18 protein-coding genes are annotated in these 15,561 nt (G+C 42.6%); 11 read left to right on the top strand and 7 right to left on the bottom strand.

Annotated elements, in window-relative coordinates; genetic code table 11:
- Positions 1–137: 137 nt before the first annotated feature.
- The 3 genes from ccmL (at position 138) to ccmN (ending at position 3,474) form a co-directional block, all read left to right on the top strand.
- A complete protein-coding gene (ccmL, locus tag F6K63_RS10630; RefSeq protein ID WP_008185074.1) occupies positions 138–437 on the top strand; it encodes a beta-carboxysome shell vertex protein CcmL in 300 nt (99 codons plus the stop codon).
- Positions 438–740: 303 nt separating this feature from the next.
- The gene (gene ccmM, locus F6K63_RS10625) at positions 741–2,420 is read left to right on the top strand and encodes a beta-carboxysome scaffolding protein CcmM (RefSeq protein WP_287312041.1); all 1,680 of its coding nucleotides are present in this window, start codon (positions 741–743) and stop codon (positions 2,418–2,420) included.
- A 316-nt stretch (positions 2,421–2,736) separates the two neighbouring features.
- Entirely contained in the window at positions 2,737–3,474 is a 738-nt protein-coding gene (gene ccmN, locus F6K63_RS10620; RefSeq protein WP_287312039.1) for a beta-carboxysome scaffolding protein CcmN, read from the top strand.
- Between the two features lie 36 nt (positions 3,475–3,510).
- On the opposite strand, the gene F6K63_RS10615 is transcribed toward ccmN, so the two are convergent.
- Entirely contained in the window at positions 3,511–3,699 is a 189-nt protein-coding gene (locus F6K63_RS10615; protein ID WP_287255921.1) for a hypothetical protein, read from the bottom strand.
- Between the two features lie 92 nt (positions 3,700–3,791).
- A complete protein-coding gene (locus F6K63_RS10610) occupies positions 3,792–5,189 on the bottom strand; it encodes an RNA-guided endonuclease InsQ/TnpB family protein (protein WP_287255919.1) in 1,398 nt (465 codons plus the stop codon).
- Between the two features lie 415 nt (positions 5,190–5,604).
- On the opposite strand from F6K63_RS10610, the gene F6K63_RS10605 reads away from it, so the two are divergent.
- The 3 genes from F6K63_RS10605 (at position 5,605) to F6K63_RS10595 (ending at position 7,948) form a co-directional block, all read left to right on the top strand.
- A complete protein-coding gene (locus F6K63_RS10605) occupies positions 5,605–6,231 on the top strand; it encodes a PEP-CTERM sorting domain-containing protein (RefSeq protein ID WP_287312037.1) in 627 nt (208 codons plus the stop codon).
- A 410-nt stretch (positions 6,232–6,641) separates the two neighbouring features.
- Positions 6,642–7,475 carry a PEP-CTERM sorting domain-containing protein gene (locus F6K63_RS10600; protein ID WP_287312034.1) on the top strand — a complete coding sequence of 278 codons (834 nt, stop codon included), beginning with the start codon at positions 6,642–6,644 and terminating at the stop codon, positions 7,473–7,475.
- Between the two features lie 218 nt (positions 7,476–7,693).
- On the top strand, positions 7,694–7,948 hold the full coding sequence (locus F6K63_RS10595) for a hypothetical protein (protein WP_071106296.1): 255 nt from the start codon (positions 7,694–7,696) through the stop codon (positions 7,946–7,948).
- Positions 7,949–8,325: 377 nt separating this feature from the next.
- Here the strand turns inward: F6K63_RS10595 and F6K63_RS10590 are convergent, their stop codons facing one another.
- Positions 8,326–8,511, bottom strand: a complete 186-nt coding sequence (locus F6K63_RS10590; protein WP_162278958.1) for a hypothetical protein — start codon at positions 8,509–8,511, stop codon at positions 8,326–8,328.
- Here F6K63_RS10590 and modA point away from each other — a divergent pair.
- Both modA and modB read left to right on the top strand, forming a co-directional pair.
- Positions 8,444–9,238, top strand: a complete 795-nt coding sequence (gene modA, locus F6K63_RS10585) for a molybdate ABC transporter substrate-binding protein (protein WP_502708295.1) — start codon at positions 8,444–8,446, stop codon at positions 9,236–9,238. The two genes, F6K63_RS10590 and modA, sit on opposite strands and share 68 nt — an antisense overlap.
- A 14-nt stretch (positions 9,239–9,252) precedes the next feature.
- The gene (gene modB / locus F6K63_RS10580) at positions 9,253–11,304 is read left to right on the top strand and encodes a molybdate ABC transporter permease subunit (RefSeq protein ID WP_287312029.1); all 2,052 of its coding nucleotides are present in this window, start codon (positions 9,253–9,255) and stop codon (positions 11,302–11,304) included.
- Positions 11,305–11,524: 220 nt separating this feature from the next.
- On the opposite strand, the gene F6K63_RS10575 is transcribed toward modB, so the two are convergent.
- Both F6K63_RS10575 and F6K63_RS10570 read right to left on the bottom strand, forming a co-directional pair.
- The gene (locus F6K63_RS10575) at positions 11,525–12,265 is read right to left on the bottom strand and encodes a hypothetical protein (RefSeq protein WP_287256185.1); all 741 of its coding nucleotides are present in this window, start codon (positions 12,263–12,265) and stop codon (positions 11,525–11,527) included.
- A 2-nt stretch (positions 12,266–12,267) separates the two neighbouring features.
- The gene (locus F6K63_RS10570; RefSeq protein ID WP_287256183.1) at positions 12,268–13,314 is read right to left on the bottom strand and encodes a hypothetical protein; all 1,047 of its coding nucleotides are present in this window, start codon (positions 13,312–13,314) and stop codon (positions 12,268–12,270) included.
- A 33-nt stretch (positions 13,315–13,347) separates the two neighbouring features.
- Here F6K63_RS10570 and F6K63_RS10565 point away from each other — a divergent pair, with 33 nt between their 5' ends.
- From F6K63_RS10565 to F6K63_RS10560, 3 genes are all read left to right on the top strand, one after another.
- Entirely contained in the window at positions 13,348–13,572 is a 225-nt protein-coding gene (locus F6K63_RS10565; protein WP_287256181.1) for a hypothetical protein, read from the top strand.
- A 302-nt stretch (positions 13,573–13,874) separates the two neighbouring features.
- Positions 13,875–13,961: a hypothetical protein gene (locus F6K63_RS37170; protein WP_502708301.1), complete on the top strand. Its 87-nt coding sequence runs from the start codon at positions 13,875–13,877 to the stop codon at positions 13,959–13,961.
- 13 nt (positions 13,962–13,974) lie between these two features.
- Positions 13,975–14,451 carry a type II toxin-antitoxin system HicB family antitoxin gene (locus F6K63_RS10560; RefSeq protein ID WP_287255243.1) on the top strand — a complete coding sequence of 159 codons (477 nt, stop codon included), beginning with the start codon at positions 13,975–13,977 and terminating at the stop codon, positions 14,449–14,451.
- 426 nt (positions 14,452–14,877) lie between these two features.
- Here F6K63_RS10560 and F6K63_RS10555 read toward each other — a convergent pair whose 3' ends face one another.
- Both F6K63_RS10555 and F6K63_RS10550 read right to left on the bottom strand, forming a co-directional pair.
- Entirely contained in the window at positions 14,878–15,186 is a 309-nt protein-coding gene (locus F6K63_RS10555) for a type II toxin-antitoxin system PemK/MazF family toxin (protein WP_287312027.1), read from the bottom strand.
- Entirely contained in the window at positions 15,180–15,431 is a 252-nt protein-coding gene (locus F6K63_RS10550; protein ID WP_287265155.1) for an AbrB/MazE/SpoVT family DNA-binding domain-containing protein, read from the bottom strand. Before F6K63_RS10550 ends, F6K63_RS10555 begins: the two co-directional genes overlap by 7 nt.
- Positions 15,432–15,561 lie beyond the last annotated feature (130 nt).

The following is a 15,561-nucleotide window of genomic DNA, read 5'->3' as shown; positions in this document are numbered from 1 at the left end:
CGGTGTCAAGTAGGGGATGTGCTTACCATGAGGGGAGAGATTGCTTGATCCACTAGTTTTGGCTTCGCCATATAACTGCTCCCTAATCCATCTCCCCCCAAGTCCTGTCACCCCAAGTCCTGTTATAAGTTAGGTCAATGCAAATTGCCAAGGTCCGAGGCACGGTCGTTAGTACTTATAAAGATCCTAGTCTTAGAGGAACTAAATTCCTTTTCCTGCAATACCTAGATGATGCAGGAGAACCACTCCCCAAGTATGAGGTAGCAGCTGACATAGTCGGTGCTGGTATAAATGAGTGGGTGCTAGTCAGCCGTGGCAGCGCGGCTCGGCAAGTCGGTGAGAGTGACAAGCGTCCCATCGACGCTATGGTGGTGGGGATTATTGACACGGTCAGTGTGGACAATAGCATGCTCTACAGCAAAAAAGACCAGTATTAGTGAGTAGGTTCGGACAATAGTAGCTTTGGGTAGTAGCTTTGGGTAGTAGCTTTGGGTAGTAGCTTATCCCTGGTTATCCATTGCTCGATTCTGACTTGAGCCCTATAGCTTTCCAAAGCAGTTATTTGTAACGATAAGCCATAACGGTAGAGGTTAACTATTAACAATCCAGCAATTTCTGCGTGATTACAATTCCCGAGTGGGAGCAGCAGAAATAACTAACCCCAATCCTCAAGTGTGGGGCTTGACAAAAATCTATTTCATGACAGTGTATCTCAAATAAAAATTAGGAGGAAAACATCTATGGCATTTAGCACCCAGGCAGCTCCCCCAACACCGTGGTCAAGGAATCTGGCCGAACCAAAAATTGATGACACAGCTTATGTGCATTCTTTTTCCAACATTATTGGAGATGTAGAGATTGGGCCAAATGTATTGATTGCCTCGGGAACCTCGATTCGAGCTGATGAAGGGGGACCATTTTACATCGGTGAAGGTACCAATATTCAAGATGGTGTTGTGATTCATGGTCTTGAAGAAGGTCGGGTTGTTGGGGATGACCAGAAAGATTACTCGGTGTGGATTGGCAAGAATGCATCGATTACCCACATGAGCCTGATTCATGGTCCTGCTTATGTTGGGGATGATTGCTTTATTGGCTTTCGCTCTACGGTGTTTAATGCTAGAGTTGGCGAGGGCTGTATTGTGATGATGCATGCCCTTGTTCAGGATGTCGAAATTCCTCCCGGTAAATATGTACCTTCCGGAGCGGTGATTACTAATCAGCAGCAAGCTGACCGACTACCGGATGTAGAAGAGCAAGATAGAAAGTTTGCTAACCATGTGGTGGCAATCAATGATGCATTGCGGGCGGGTTATCAGTGTGCAGAGGATGATTCCTGCATGATGCCCATCCGCAAGGAAATTGCCGAAAATGCTGACTCTAATGGTCATAGCAGCCCTGATAGTTCCCATAAATCTTTCAGATCAATGTCTTCAAATACAGGATTAAGTTCAGAGCTTCAACAACGAGTTCGTCAACTGTTAGGCCAAGGATACCGAATTGGTGCTGAATATGCTGATGAGCGTCGCTTCCGTACTAGTTCCTGGAAGAGTGCTTCCGGAATAGACTCCGATCGTGAATCAGAAGTGCTCCAATCCTTGGGTGATTGTCTGGCAGACCACGCTGGTGAGTATGTCCGACTAATTGGGATTGACCCGAAAGCTAAACGCCGGGTGTGTGAAGAGATTATCCAAAAACCGGGTGGCCAAGTGTCTCGGAGTTCCAGTGGATCTGGTTCAAGCAGCTACAGCCCCTACAGCTCTGCTCCCCAACCTGCTGCGGCTGTATCTAACAATGGCTTAGAGGCATCAGTGGATGATCTAGTTCGTCAACTGTTGTCCCAAGGGTATCGCATTGGTATTGAGTATGCTGATGAGCGTCGCTTCCGGACTAGTTCCTGGAAGAGTGCTCCTGGCATAAACTCCGATAACGTATCACAGGCTGTGGCAGACCTGGGAGCTTGTTTGGCAGACCACGCTGGTGAGTATGTCCGACTGATTGGGATTGACCCGCAAGCTAAGCGCCGGGTGATGGAAAAGATTATTCAAAAACCTGGGGACACTGTCAACCCTGGTGCTAAATCTGCCCCTAGTAGTAGTAGCTATACTCCCCGTTCAACGCAATCCTCAGGATTTAATGGCAGCAGCGCTTCTGGTTCATCCTTGAGTCAAGATATCATTGATAAGATTCGTAACTTGTTGTCCCAAGGTTTTCGCATTGGTACTGAACATGCGGATAAACGTCGATTCCGCACCAGCTCTTGGCAGAGTTGCTCCCCCATTGATTCTACTCAGGTTTCAGACGTGGTTGAAGGTCTAGAAACCTGCTTGGTTGAACATTCGGGTGAGTATGTAAGGTTGATTGGTATTGATCCGAAAGCTAAACGGCGTGTTCTAGAGACGCTGATTCAAAAGCCTTAACTTATAAGTTAAGCACAGGGAATAGGGAAAGAGAGGGGCGGGGGCGCGGGAAGTGTGGGAAGTGTGGGAAGTGTGGGTAGATGGGGGAAAGCCCCAATACCGCACTGCATCCCTTAGAAAACAAACCCTCAAACCCTATCCCCCTAATCCCTTGCTGTAAGAATCATTCAATTTAAATCAAGACCAGCTTATTTATAGGTATTAGACTTCTTGCAACGGTAAAGAAGCCCTCAAAAATGATAGTGCTAGAGTCAAATTTAATCCCAAAACCGTTTACCCAAAATTCTTTACCCCGACAAATGCGGCGAAGTCCATTGTGCCAAAAATTATGCACTTGCCTAAACTTCTATTGAGTAATAATTCTCATATATACGTGGAAGGAAATGTGAGCATTGATCCTAGTGCTGTTATTTCAGCAGGGGTAATTTTGCGAGCAGATCCAGATAGTAAAATAACGATTGCAGCCGGTGTTTGTATCGGTATGGGAGCAATTATTCATGCTCACAAAGGTACTGTGGAGGTGGAATCAGGAGCGAGTTTAGGGGCTGGGGTTCTGGTCGTGGGGAAGGGAAAAATTGGCGCTAATGCTAGTATTGGCTCCCTGACGACAATTTGGAATCATTCTGTAGAATCCTTACAAGTGGTACCATCAGCGTCGGTGTTGGGGGATAAGGGGCGTCCATTACCGGAAGAGTCTCAACCAACTCCTGATAGCTTGGAGCAGAAACCTCAGGAGTTGTCATCAACTGTACCTGATCAAAGCTTTACCACGGAATCTGTAAATGGTCAAGTGCCATCCACCAGTAATACGGTGGCTACAGATACAACAGAAACTAGTACTACTAATACTACAGAGACGAATACTACAGAGACGAATACTACAGAGACGAATACTACAGATACTATTGAAGCTGAGACGACCGCTGAGTCGCAGACAGAATCACCAGCCCCGAAGACTCAACCTACTGTTCATGGGCAGGGGAGCTTGAACCGATTACTGGATACTCTGTTTCCCTATAATCAATCTTTTAATAGTCCTAGCAAAGACACTTAGCAGCTACCTAGACTGATCCCTTTTATGCGATCGCTCTTAGCGGAAGCTTCGCTTCATCGCGAAGCGTGACCAAAGGTCAATCGCCTTTGGCGGGCTCTTCGAGCCATCGCTTTTAGCGTGGTCTACGGCCAATCGCGTAATTTGTGTTCGCTTAGCGGCTCCAAAGGAGCATCGCGTAGCGTGACCAAAGGTCAATCCCGTAGCGTGACCAAAGGTCAATCGCATCACAGCTCCCTAGAAGTATCCCTTACGGTGATGATCACTAAATTTGGTGATCCAATTGTTTGGCATAGCTGAGGTCTGCCTAGGTGACGTTCCTACACTTCCCTATCCGGTAAGTGTAAGCTTCTAGCACTCCTTAGAGCTACTAAAACTTCCTTTGAGGTACTATTAGTTATAGAGCTATTTATAACCGGATTCCCCTTACAGCGTTTTATAGTGGGGAACACGCCCAGCCCCACTCGTTTTAGGTTAATTGCGGCATTTAGGTCACGATCAACCAATAACATTTCTTGCTCATCCCAATACTCGCGGAGGTCGCAATCCGTGAATACAAACTCGTCTCGATAGCTTAACAGCTGAGAGGTATAGGCAGGGTTACACTTTTTCGTTACTGCTCCAGCTTTTCCAGCTATGTAGTCCAGTACCTCAAAGAACTGCCCAAATCCTGCGTCCAACCAAGACTTATTTAATCCAGATTTAGCGGACTGTCCATTAGGCAAATATCCACCCTTCCCATCTGGCTTGGGTTTATTTCGTTTATTTAAACCACTAAGGTTCAAATTTTCATAATAGAAAACTTTTTTTCCGGTTCTAACCAGAACATGAGCTGTTTTATAGGCATGATCCTTTCGGCTCCTAGCAATCCGTTGATGTATTCTCGCTTCACGCGATTGCAATTTCCTTCTAGCTTTACTGCCTTTTGTCTTGGCATTCTTTTTTGTCTGTACCTTTTCTAGATCAGAATGATTATTACGGTAAGACTTAAGAGAAGGTAGTTTGGTATTTTCAGATGTTGCTAGATAATCGTCTCCGTAAAGTACCGCATCCAACCCTATGCTATTATCCCAAGTGGGAATAACACTTTCTGGTGTAAGCGTTGGTACTGTAGAATCTTTTAAGCATAAGGTTGTGTACCAACCATCGGTTTTCTTGGTGATTATAATATTCTTGATCTTAAACCCATGGGGCAGCGGACGATGTAGTCGTACCTTAAGCCAGCCCTTGAGTTTACTGATCTTTAGCCATATCCATTTCCTCTCGATTCTGGCTACAGAAAAACAGTCTTTCCCATCTATCTTTAAAGTCCTGTATCTAGCTTGATTTTTAAATCTAGGTTTTCCGCTACGACTACCATTACAATCGCCTTTGATAAATCGACTGAAAGCCATATCTGCTCTTTTACATACGTCCTGTAAAGTATTCGCCGGAACTCGGGTAAAGTCCAGCAATTCACCTGAGTGGACAACTGTCACCAAGTCTTTTTTCCAGATTGGTAACAGCTTTTTTTGACTGAAATAACCGGGGTTATCTCTGAGTTCTGGTAGATAAGTAATCAACGGACAAGAATTAACAGCAGTGCGGTTTTCATTCCACCACCGAAAGCGATCGCCCAACTGCCAGTTGTACCAGTACCGACAAATCCGTAGCCAATCATTTAGTTCTAGTTTTTGTTGACTACTTGGATAAGCCTGGTATTGGTAGTTGAGCAGCATCACGATCACCTCCTAGTTTTTATTGCGCTTTACATATTATAGACTGTAGTGCTTCTCAATTAGGTGAGGGACTTTCGTCTTAGGGAGTAGGGAGATGGAGAGATGGAGATTGAGATCAGCAAGGGTTGTCGTTTCGCCGATCAGCGATTGCATCACTACTCCCTGTTCCCTGTGCCCTTTTTTATATTATCAATCCTATACTAATCAGGCAATTTGGCCTCGGCACTTTTAGGGTTTTTGATAAAGTATTGACATGTATTTTAAAGGTGACTATAATTCAAGCTAACTCTATTTTTTTAAATCGATTCTGATAAATCATAATAATTTATCATAGCAAAAAAATCCTGTTAACTATTTCCTACCGTTCCCTATTCCCTATTCCCTATTCTACACATACTGAACGAGGATACTTTCTGTGACTAATCTTTCTCACCAATTCGCACTTGTTACTACTGCTGTCGCTTTAACCTCTGCTACTGTTGCAGTTTTACCCGCTGCTGCTGAGCAAATCATTAACCAAGAATTCAGCGGCGAACTTGAATTGTCGGATTTTCCTGATTTTCTGCCAGAGCCTCCTCCCGAAACTAGAGATTACGAGGGGTTTGTTGAATACAATACTGAAGGGGAATTACTCTCTTGGTTTCTTGATGTAGAAGGGTTAGAGCAAGTCGGTTCTGATATTACCCTTGAACCGTTGCCTTCTCCTTTTCCTTCTCCTCTTCCTGTTCCTCCTAGAAACTTTATTACGACCTTTGACGCTACCCCTGATAGTTGGATTCTAGATATCGATTTTGGTAGGGCTGTTGATGCCGGGGCTTATACTCTTACCTGGAACAGAGACTCAGGAATTACCTTTACTCTTGGGGGTTCGCTATTACCTCCAACTGTCTATGTTGATCCCAATCCTAATTTTAGCGAAACTATCACCGAGGATCCCTCAAAGCCAGATCCAACCAGTGTACCTGAACCTGCGTCTGGATTAGCACTACTGGGACTTAGTGCTTTAGGTGCTGGTTCTTTGTTGAAAAGAAGGGAGCAATAATAAGAGATTCTAGTTAAGTTTTATTAACTAAATAAACCATAATTGTAGAGCGAGTTAAGTCCATAAAAATGGACTTTTTTTTATATATAGCTACGATCAACGCTATAAACCGGCGGCAGATGCAGAGGCTATCCCAAAAAATAGAAGTCAGTAAAATGGCCTATAAGTTAATTTAATCTTTCCACTGTTGTTATTTTTTGTGATAGTCTAATTTTAGCAAATGTGATCGAGTTATTTTTTTTGCCAAAAGAATAATTCGGCGTAAAGGTTAAAGTTTTACCAGATTAAATTTTATGTCTGATAAATTCTTCGGTGCTTGAGATTTTTTTGGAAACTATCCAAAATCTTAATTGCCCACTTTGTGGTGCAATTAACTCAATTTGTCTACTTACTCAACCAGGAGAATTTCTTTGATTAATTTTTATAAACAATTAGGTGTTGTTACTACTGCTATCGCTTTAACCTGTGCTACTGTTGGAGTTTTACCCGCTGCTGCTTTCCAGATAATCAAGCACGAATTCAGTGGCGAACTTGAATTGTTGTCTTCTAGATTTGGTCTGCCGTCTATATTTATATTGGATGAGTCTAGTGGTACACTAGAACCTTTTTCCCAAACTAAAGATTACGAAGGGTTTGTTGAGTACACTACTGAAGGAGAATTACTCTCTTGGTCTCTTGATGTAGAAGATTCATCTCGACTAGGTTCTGATACGCTTGAACCTTTGCCTTTTCCTGTTACTCTTGATCCTAGAACCTTTGTTCCTACAGTAGGTTCTGATCTTACTTTTGAAATTTTGCCTACTACTCTCCCTATTATTCCTAGAACTTTTGTTACTACCTTTAGAGCTACCCCTGATAATTGGACTCTAGATGTCGATTTTGGTAGGTTTATGGACCTAGGAGGTCAGACCCTTACCTGGAACAGAGAGTCAGGAATTAGGTTTTCTCGTGACTCAGCCTTCTTTCCTCCAACTATCTATGTTGATCTCAATCCTAATTTTAAAGAAACTATCACCAACCTTCCCTCAAACTGGGTTGATGTTGATCCTAATCCTAATTTTAAGGAAACCATCACCAACATTCCCTCAAACTGGCTTGATTCAGCAAGTGTCCCTGAACCGGCTTCTGGATTAGCGCTATACTGGGTTGATCCAACTAGTGTCCCTGAACCTGCTTCTGGATTAGCACTACTGGGAGTTAGTGCTTTAGGGGCTGGTTCAGTTTTGAAAAGAAGGGATAAATAATTAAGATCTTTCACCAAGTGAAAAGTTGATCTGTAAAGGTAGGCAAGAGAGAACAGGAGTATCGTTAAAATTAATACAAAAAAAAGCGATCGCTAAGGTTACGCGATCGCTTTTTTTATCCCCTTAAAATAACCCCCAAAAAAATTATAATAACCCCTTGACAAATTAATAATATAATCATTACAATAATCATATAAACAAAATTCAACTCTTGAGCTATGTCGCAAGAATTTATCCCTAACCCCGACAATAATCCTGAACATCAAATTCCCGGAATTAATCTTGAAGATATTTTCCCAAAGCAACAACCTGTTCAGCACATTTTAAAGGGGCCTCGTCAAGCAGTAACTAATAGTATTCATACCCTCTCTGCCATGGGCTACGCACAGGCTTCCGAGTGGAGTCCTCTGCAACCTACGGGCATGCCAGGAGAGGTGATTACTATCATCACTAAGTATTGGATGCTACGTTAAAACGTTAGTTTTTCGGGGGGGTTTCCCCCCTTGGCAAAAACCAAGGTTCCGGTATGATTAAATAGGATCATATTTCGATGGGTTCGGAAACTGAGTGACATAGCGATGCAGCGCGGTCTTGGGGGTTTCCCCCATGAGCGACTGCATCAAGAGAGCGATTTAACTCCACTTACTGTGGATTTGAAATAGCCGTGGATATTATTTCTACGGCTATTTTTTTTGTTCTTAAGGGGAGCATGTCAATTTTGTTAATCCCTGATTTAGATCCCCCTAAATCCCCCTTAATAAGGGGGACTTTTGAATCTAATTCCCCCCTTTTTTAAGGGGGGCTAGGGGGGATCTATTTACCTAATTACAAAGGTGACATGCTCCCGTTGTTAAGTATCTAATTGGGTAGGGAGTAGGGAATCGGGAATCGGAAATCGGAAATCGGGAATAAAATTTAAATGAAGGTCACGCTTACTATAAAGCGCTATAACTCTACTACTAAGTTTTATGGTTAAATCCCTAACTAGATCATGGTTGTTGTGCTTAAGTCTATCCTTAGTTTTGGTAGCTTGCAATGGTGCTACCCTTAACAATCAACAGCCAGAAGTGGTGAGCCTAACTGTATCAGTGGCTGCTAGCTTACAAGATGCGATGAAAGCTATCAAAGTACTCTACACTAAGGAAACACCAGATGTTACTATTATTTATAACTTTGCATCCTCTGGTTCGTTGCAGCAACAAATCGAACAGGGAGCGCCAGTGGATGTTTTTATTTCAGCCGCTCCGAAACAGATGAATGATCTGGAATATAAGGGGCTTTTAGTACAAGGTACAAGGCAAAGTCTTGTTAATAATCAGGTAGTTTTAGTTAGTCCTAAAGAGGAGACTGGTATCTCTAATTTTAAGGACTTAACCTCTGATAACATCAGTAAAATAGCAATGGGAGACCCGGAAAGTGTACCAGCTGGACAGTATGCTAAGGAAGTTCTCACTAGTCTTAATTTGTTTGAACAGCTCAAACCGAAGTTAGTTTTTGGCAAAGATGTTCGCCAAGTTCTATCTTATGTGGAAACCGGTAATGTGGATGCTGGATTGGTGTATGCAACAGATGCTAAACTATCAAACCAAGTTAAAATAGTTGCTACTGCTCCGCCAGAGTCTTACTCCCGGATTATCTACCCAGTAGCAGTATTGAAGGAGTCTAAAAACCCTGATCTTGCTAACCAGTTTGTGCAGTTTATTATTGGTGATTCAGCTAAAACTGTATTTTTGAGGTATGGGTTTATTATGGTTGATAATTAAAAATTAACTAACCTATGGAAGATTTATCTCCTTTATGGATTTCCCTAAAAACTGCTGGCTTGGCTACTATCTTTGCTTTCTTTCTGGGAATTACAGTAGCGGGCTGGATGTTTAGCTATCGAGGGAAAGGTAAAGGAATTATTGATAGTATCTTAACCCTTCCGATAGTGCTACCGCCTACAGTAGTTGGCTTTTTATTACTGTTGTTACTAGGTAGAAATAGCCCAGTGGGACAGCTATTGAGGCAATTGGGAGTATCTGTAATCTTGTCTTGGCCTGCGACTGTGATTGCTGCTACTGTCGTTGCCTTTCCTTTGATGTATAAAACTGTATTGGGAGCTTTCAAACAAGTCAATCAGGATTTGATTAACTGTGCCCGTACCTTGGGGGCTTCTGAATGTAGGGTATTTTGGCAAGTGTTGCTACCGTTGGCTTGGCCAGGGGTGATGGCGGGGACAGTTCTGGCGTTTGCGAGAGCCTTGGGAGAGTTTGGCGCTACGTTAATGCTAGCTGGGAATATTCCTGGCAAAACCCAAACCATTGCGATCGCTATCTTTTTTGCAGCCCAAGCCGGGAGGATGGGGGAAGCACTACTATGGGTGTTGATCATGGTTGCGATCGCTCTCGTGGCAATCACCATCATTAACTATGAACAGGGAGTAGGGAGTAGGGAGCAGGGAGTAGGGAGCAGGGAACAGGGAATAGAGAAAAAATCTAACATAGAAGTAAGTAAGGGATCCCCCCTAACCCCCCTTAATAAGGGGGGGACAAGAACTTCCCTGATTAAGGGGGGGACTAGAGCTTCCCTTAATCAGGGAGGAAAAGAGCAGGGAGCAGGGAAAAAATCTAATATAGAAGTAAGTAAGGGATCCCCCCTAACCCCCCTTAATAAGGGGGGGACAAGAACTTCCTGGATTAAGGGGGGGACTAGAGCTTCCCTTAATCAGGGGGGAAAAGAGCAGGGAGCAGGGAAAAAATCTAACATAGAACCAAGTCAAGGACTTTTAGTAGACTTACGAAAAGAGGTAAGCTCTAGCTTTACCCTAGATGCTAAATTTACGGCTAATGGTAAGCCCTTAGGAATCTTAGGGGCTTCTGGTTCTGGTAAAAGTATGACGCTACGGTGTATTGCTGGTTTGGCTACACCGACTCAAGGCCGCATTGTCTTGAACGGAAGAGTTTTGTTTGATTCTAAACAGGGTATTAACGTTCCTCCTCACCAACGTCGCATTGGTTTTGTGTTTCAAAACTACGCCCTCTTTCCCCACATGAATGTAGCTGAAAATATCGGCTTTGGCTTACAGGAATTGCCGAAAGCCCAAAGGAATAAACGGGTATGGAAATATATTGAACTGATGCATTTACAGGGATTGGAAAAGCGCTATCCTCACGAAATTTCTGGGGGACAGCAGCAGCGGGTAGCCTTGGCAAGAGCAATGGCGATCGCACCAGAAGCATTACTATTAGATGAGCCCCTTTCTGCCCTTGATACCTATCTACGTAATCAGATCGAAATGCTACTAACGGAAGTTTTCTCTAATTATCAAGGAGCCACTCTTTTCGTCACCCATAAATTAGAGGAAGCTTACCGGGTCTGTGGTAATCTGTTAGTACTTTCCGAAGGAAATGTTATTGGTTATGACTCTAAAGAAGCTATTTTTGAGCATCCTCCTAGCTTTAGGGTAGCACAATTAACGGAGTGTAAAAACTTTTCTCGGGTTGAAATTATTGACCACCAAAAAATTCAAGCCCTGGACTGGAACTGTAGTCTCTCAGTGGTGGAACCGATCAGGAAATCCTTAGCCTATGTTGGCATCCGTGCCCATCATTTGAGATTTCTAAAAGAGCCAAATCACGACAATACGTTTCCCTGTTGGCTGGTGACGATGAGTGAAACCCAGCACCGAGTTACACTTTATCTGAATTTATATACTCCTTCTAGGAATCCTCAACAATACCACCTCCAAGCTGAAGTTTTTAAGGAAAAATGGCATCAGATTAAAGCTTGGCCTGAGCCATGGTATGTGGAGTTAGATGCTTTGAGGTTGATTTTGATGGAGAGTTGAACATAATCGTTTTTCAGACTAGGCATTGCTGAATTGAAGTATGAATGCGCGATCGTCTGGTTTTGGGAAAGCCCCCCGTTGGTTCTCCAACTGTGGGGGACTTTGAGAGTTTTGTTCCCCCCAAAATTGGGGGTTAGGGGGGCGAGACTAACTAAATTTCGTAAGTCCTATATTATTTAAAAAAGTGGCTCCGTTAACATAGGCAAGTGGTTCTCATATTCTAGAGTTGTCTACAGAATAACTTCACACGACTTATACAACTGACGCAGTATCTTCCACCATCTGTATCGATGGCACGTGCTCCCACAACGTAATGTCCTTCAGGACAAAAAGCATCATTACTCCTATCAGTAGTAGCTTCCTGTCTTGTCCCATCCCATCGATTGCCGTTAATCAGTAGGTTACCCTGAACAACCGTCTTATCTGCATTAGTAGTCAACCCTTGAAGTTGGTTTGACAAAGTCTGAACTTCATTCGATATTCTCTGATTAACACCAGATTCAATGTTACTAATCTTCTGACCAAGCTTTTGATCCTCCTGAGTAGATGTCTTGGTTAAATTATCTAATTTTTGATCTCGATTATCCTGATTTGCTTGAAGGGACTGAATCCTAGTATTTAACCCTTCCACACTATTGCTTAAAGCTTGATGATTTTGTGTCAGTTGCTCACGATTATTACTAATTTTAATAAAATTTTGTTCTAGTTTATTAGTTGTATTTCCCAACTTTTCGTTGAGCGACTTGACTTCGTTTCTAACACTTTCAAGTTCTTGAAGCTTTGTTTGTAACTCTTGCTTCATTAAACGAATTTCCGATAATGTTGCTTCATAACATTGAAAAGCCGTAGAGTTTTTATCACACTCCTGGCGACTGTTTTGACTGTTTACTAATCGAGTACAAGAAGCTACTCCTATACTAACTGTAAGGATAATCGTGCTTAATGCCATTAAACGTTTCATAATTATTCTCCTTGTGAGCTATTTGTTAGATAATTTTTCCAAAAACGAGTTTTTATTCCGTATTCTAACCAGTCTCCTTTTATTTGATCATGTAGATCTGGTGCAATATCTTTAGCTAAACAAGCCATTCGACTAGCATTGAGTTGAAGTTGTCCGTAGTTATCTGCAATTTGCTGCATAGTTAATATATGTCCACGCTGATTGATAATTTTGTTAATTTCACACTCAGATACACGGTAAAAATATATATCACTGCCTTCTTGGTATACCTGACGCATTTCTCTTTCACAAGAGGTACGACGACGAAATATGGAAAAAGGTAGGGTGCTGCGAGCCTTTTCAATTATTTTATTAAAGCTAATTCGTAAATCTTCAATAGTGCCTGCCCTAGAGCAATTAAGTGTTTTTACAAGTTCATCTAATTTAAGGAAAATATCTCGCTCAAGGTTCTCCAATCTTGTAATTGTAGGGTCAAACAGTTCTTTGTAAAAAGTACCTGGAGTTTTTTGCACAATCTTATCAACTTGAGCAAGAAGCGTCATCATCTCTAAAGCAATTTGGTTGATTCGCGCTTCTAGGGATTGATCAACAGTACCAAGAGTATAGCGGACATCAATAAGAGTCTCTGCACGAGCACGATTAATCTCTAAGAAGGTTTCCCGCATTACGCCACGATAGCGCTCATCTACTCTTTCCAAGATATGATCAATATCCTCAACCACTTGATTTTCAATATCTAGGATATTGTCTTTACTATGGTCTAAAAGTCTCTGAGCAGCTTCCTCAGTGCGGAGAATGTTATTTGCTGCTACCCGATCAACTTTATTGATTACATCATCACTAAAGGGGCGTATTGAACTATTAAAAAAGTCCTCAAATTCTTTTAAGGCTTTATCGCTTGCACCTTCAGCAACACCTTCAGAAACAATTTTAAATGGTTTTTTAAGAGCGTCTTCGACGCTATCGAATAATTTGCTAAGAGCTAAAACTCTAGGTTGCATTGAAGCAAGTATTACGCATACAAAAGGTAATAATTTCAGAGTCTTCATTATTTTAGTTTTTAGGCGTTGCTTAATAATGGAATGATTTTAAGAGTAGGTGCGCGCCTCCTAGGGCGAGTAAATCGCCCTTGGGTCGCACCTGTGGAATGGGCATCTTGCCCGTTCCTGATCTTTTCGGTCGTGCAGGATACCCACCCTACTTCTATTCATTCCTTGATTCAGCAACGCCGGATAATTACCCTTAATACAAATCTGCCCCATCTCCCCATCTCCCCATCAATCTTCTTGATGACTGAAGTTAATTAATACATTTATTCTATTAATTTATAAAAGCTTGACTGTGCTGACATTATAGTAAAGTCTTGATTTAATGACAATCGCTGACGAAAGAAAGAGGCTTTGGGAAGGCGGTTTCGGGAGCCAAGCCCTCACGGATCCCTTCGCCCTTGACTACCGGACAATAATGTCCGATAGTTTTATTATGAAAGGAAGTGAGTTCATGATAGAGGGTAAAAAAGTTAGCAAGAGAGCGTGGTCTCGAATCTCGTGTTGACAAAAAGCGCGGGAAAGGAAGCCACGTCACACTCTATTTTGGTGATCGATTTACTATTGTCCGCAATCCCAAAGATGAACTCAAGACTGGGACATTGAAGGCAATGCTACGTCAGCTTGGTCTACAGGAAGATGAAATTTAACCATGCCATTACTATGAGTCGATTTTCATTCCCGGCTACATTTACCCCTGACGAGTCGGATGGCGGGTTTGTGGTAACTTTTCAGGATCTGCCAGAAGCCATTACTCAGGGAGATTCCATGGAACAAGCCTTCGCTGAAGCAGCGGACTGTTTGGAAGAAGCGATCGCAGCCAGAATTGATGACCAACTCGACATCCCCAATCCCTCACCCCCAGCAGGCGGAGACTATTTAGTGCCGGTGCCAATTCAGACTGCCTTAAAAGCTGCCCTTTACCTGGCCATGTGCGAAGCAGGGATTACATCACTCCAATTAGCCCATACTCTCAATACTGATGAACAGGAAGTCAAGCGCATTCTCGACCCCGATAACGGGACGAAACTTCCTACACTGGAACGGGCACTAGCTGCCTTAGTTGACACTCGCCGTCTTGAAAGAACGGCGATTCCCAGATCAACGAGCTGCCTTAAACCACCATGTCCTAATCTTTGACGCCGCCAAAAATTAAGCAGTACCTAAACCAAATACCCGTCAAGACCAAGACTTCAGTTCAGTTCACAGTAGACCCAGCGGGCAATTCTCGCGATCGCGTTTGGCTACTTGTAGGGAAGTGCCTTAAAAAGTCCGTTTTCTTCCTTTTCACCTGGTTCCGGCGTGCCCCGCCGTACAGTTTTTTTTCTCAAAATGTGATTCTGCTAGGTTCACACGCCAACGGTTAATTGACGGTTGGGTTTTTAAGGAGGACTTTCCCTACCCTCCGAGCATTACTGCTTTCAGGTCAGTAAGTTACGGGTCTCTCTCCCGGCTCAGCCTGCGGTTTCTCAGCCTGTACTCATACCTTTAGTATACTCTAGCGCTAGATAATAGTCAACACCAATTGCAAAATTTTTTCGCTGGCTTTAAGCGCGCTATTCACTTTCATCCCTGCTCGCTTTGTGACGGGGCTTTCAGTGTGGGTCTTCGAGTAAACGGATTGAACTTCGCCTTTTTTAGGGGAATGTGGTCAACATCATCAAGAGGGGAATAGGAAAAAAATCCTGTGTGCCTCATTACCAGGGGATAATTTCGCTTCGCTGTCGTCATTGGTGCAATAATCACTGTCTTAATATACTGATTCATCTCATTAGGAGATATAATCACACAAGGGCGAGTCTTCTGAATTTCAGAACCAATGGTGGGATCGAGACAAACCAAATACACCTCAAATTGCTTGGGAATCTCTACCATTTCCAATCCTCTTCATCCCAATAATTTTCAATCCGATCATCAATTAATAATTCATCATCACCATTTTCTGCCATTTCTTTAAACCTTTCTTCCCATCCTTGACGAGAGTGGGATACTGGCGAAATGATCACCTTTCCATCTTCTACTGTTATTTCAACTACATTAGCTAAACCACATTTTTCAATAATTTCTTTAGGAATTCTAATTCCTTGGGAATCTCCAATACGTACAATTGCCGCTTTCATCAGTTTAATTACTTTTGATGGATAATTCCTATTTTATAGCAATCCTAAATCAATTGTGATAATTTTTGATACCCTATTCCCTACTCCCTACTCCCTATTCCCTGTTCCCTTTACTATTTTAATTGAAAGT

Source organism: Moorena sp. SIO1G6 (genome assembly GCF_010672795.1).
GTDB lineage: Bacteria > Cyanobacteriota > Cyanobacteriia > Cyanobacteriales > Coleofasciculaceae > Moorena > Moorena producens.
Note: the sequence above shows the minus strand (reverse complement) of the source record. Positions and strands in the feature narration are given on the sequence as shown.

Excerpts from the sequence above, each read along its gene's own strand:
- F6K63_RS10610 (WP_287255919.1), bottom strand. The coding sequence starts at position 5,189 with ATGCTGCTCAACTACCAATACCAGGCTTATCCAAGTAGTCAACAAAAA.
- ccmM (WP_287312041.1), top strand. The coding sequence starts at position 741 with ATGGCATTTAGCACCCAGGCAGCTCCCCCAACACCGTGGTCAAGGAAT.
- F6K63_RS10595 (WP_071106296.1), top strand. The coding sequence starts at position 7,694 with ATGTCGCAAGAATTTATCCCTAACCCCGACAATAATCCTGAACATCAA.
- modA (WP_502708295.1), top strand. The coding sequence starts at position 8,444 with ATGGTTAAATCCCTAACTAGATCATGGTTGTTGTGCTTAAGTCTATCC.
- F6K63_RS10565 (WP_287256181.1), top strand. The coding sequence starts at position 13,348 with ATGATTTTAAGAGTAGGTGCGCGCCTCCTAGGGCGAGTAAATCGCCCT.
- F6K63_RS10560 (WP_287255243.1), top strand. The coding sequence starts at position 13,975 with ATGAGTCGATTTTCATTCCCGGCTACATTTACCCCTGACGAGTCGGAT.
- modB (WP_287312029.1), top strand. The coding sequence starts at position 9,253 with ATGGAAGATTTATCTCCTTTATGGATTTCCCTAAAAACTGCTGGCTTG.
- F6K63_RS10575 (WP_287256185.1), bottom strand. The coding sequence starts at position 12,265 with ATGAAACGTTTAATGGCATTAAGCACGATTATCCTTACAGTTAGTATA.
- ccmL (WP_008185074.1), top strand. The coding sequence starts at position 138 with ATGCAAATTGCCAAGGTCCGAGGCACGGTCGTTAGTACTTATAAAGAT.
- F6K63_RS10555 (WP_287312027.1), bottom strand. The coding sequence starts at position 15,186 with ATGGTAGAGATTCCCAAGCAATTTGAGGTGTATTTGGTTTGTCTCGAT.
- F6K63_RS10570 (WP_287256183.1), bottom strand. The coding sequence starts at position 13,314 with ATGAAGACTCTGAAATTATTACCTTTTGTATGCGTAATACTTGCTTCA.
- F6K63_RS10615 (WP_287255921.1), bottom strand. The coding sequence starts at position 3,699 with ATGCGATTGACCTTTGGTCACGCTACGGGATTGACCTTTGGTCACGCT.
- F6K63_RS10550 (WP_287265155.1), bottom strand. The coding sequence starts at position 15,431 with ATGAAAGCGGCAATTGTACGTATTGGAGATTCCCAAGGAATTAGAATT.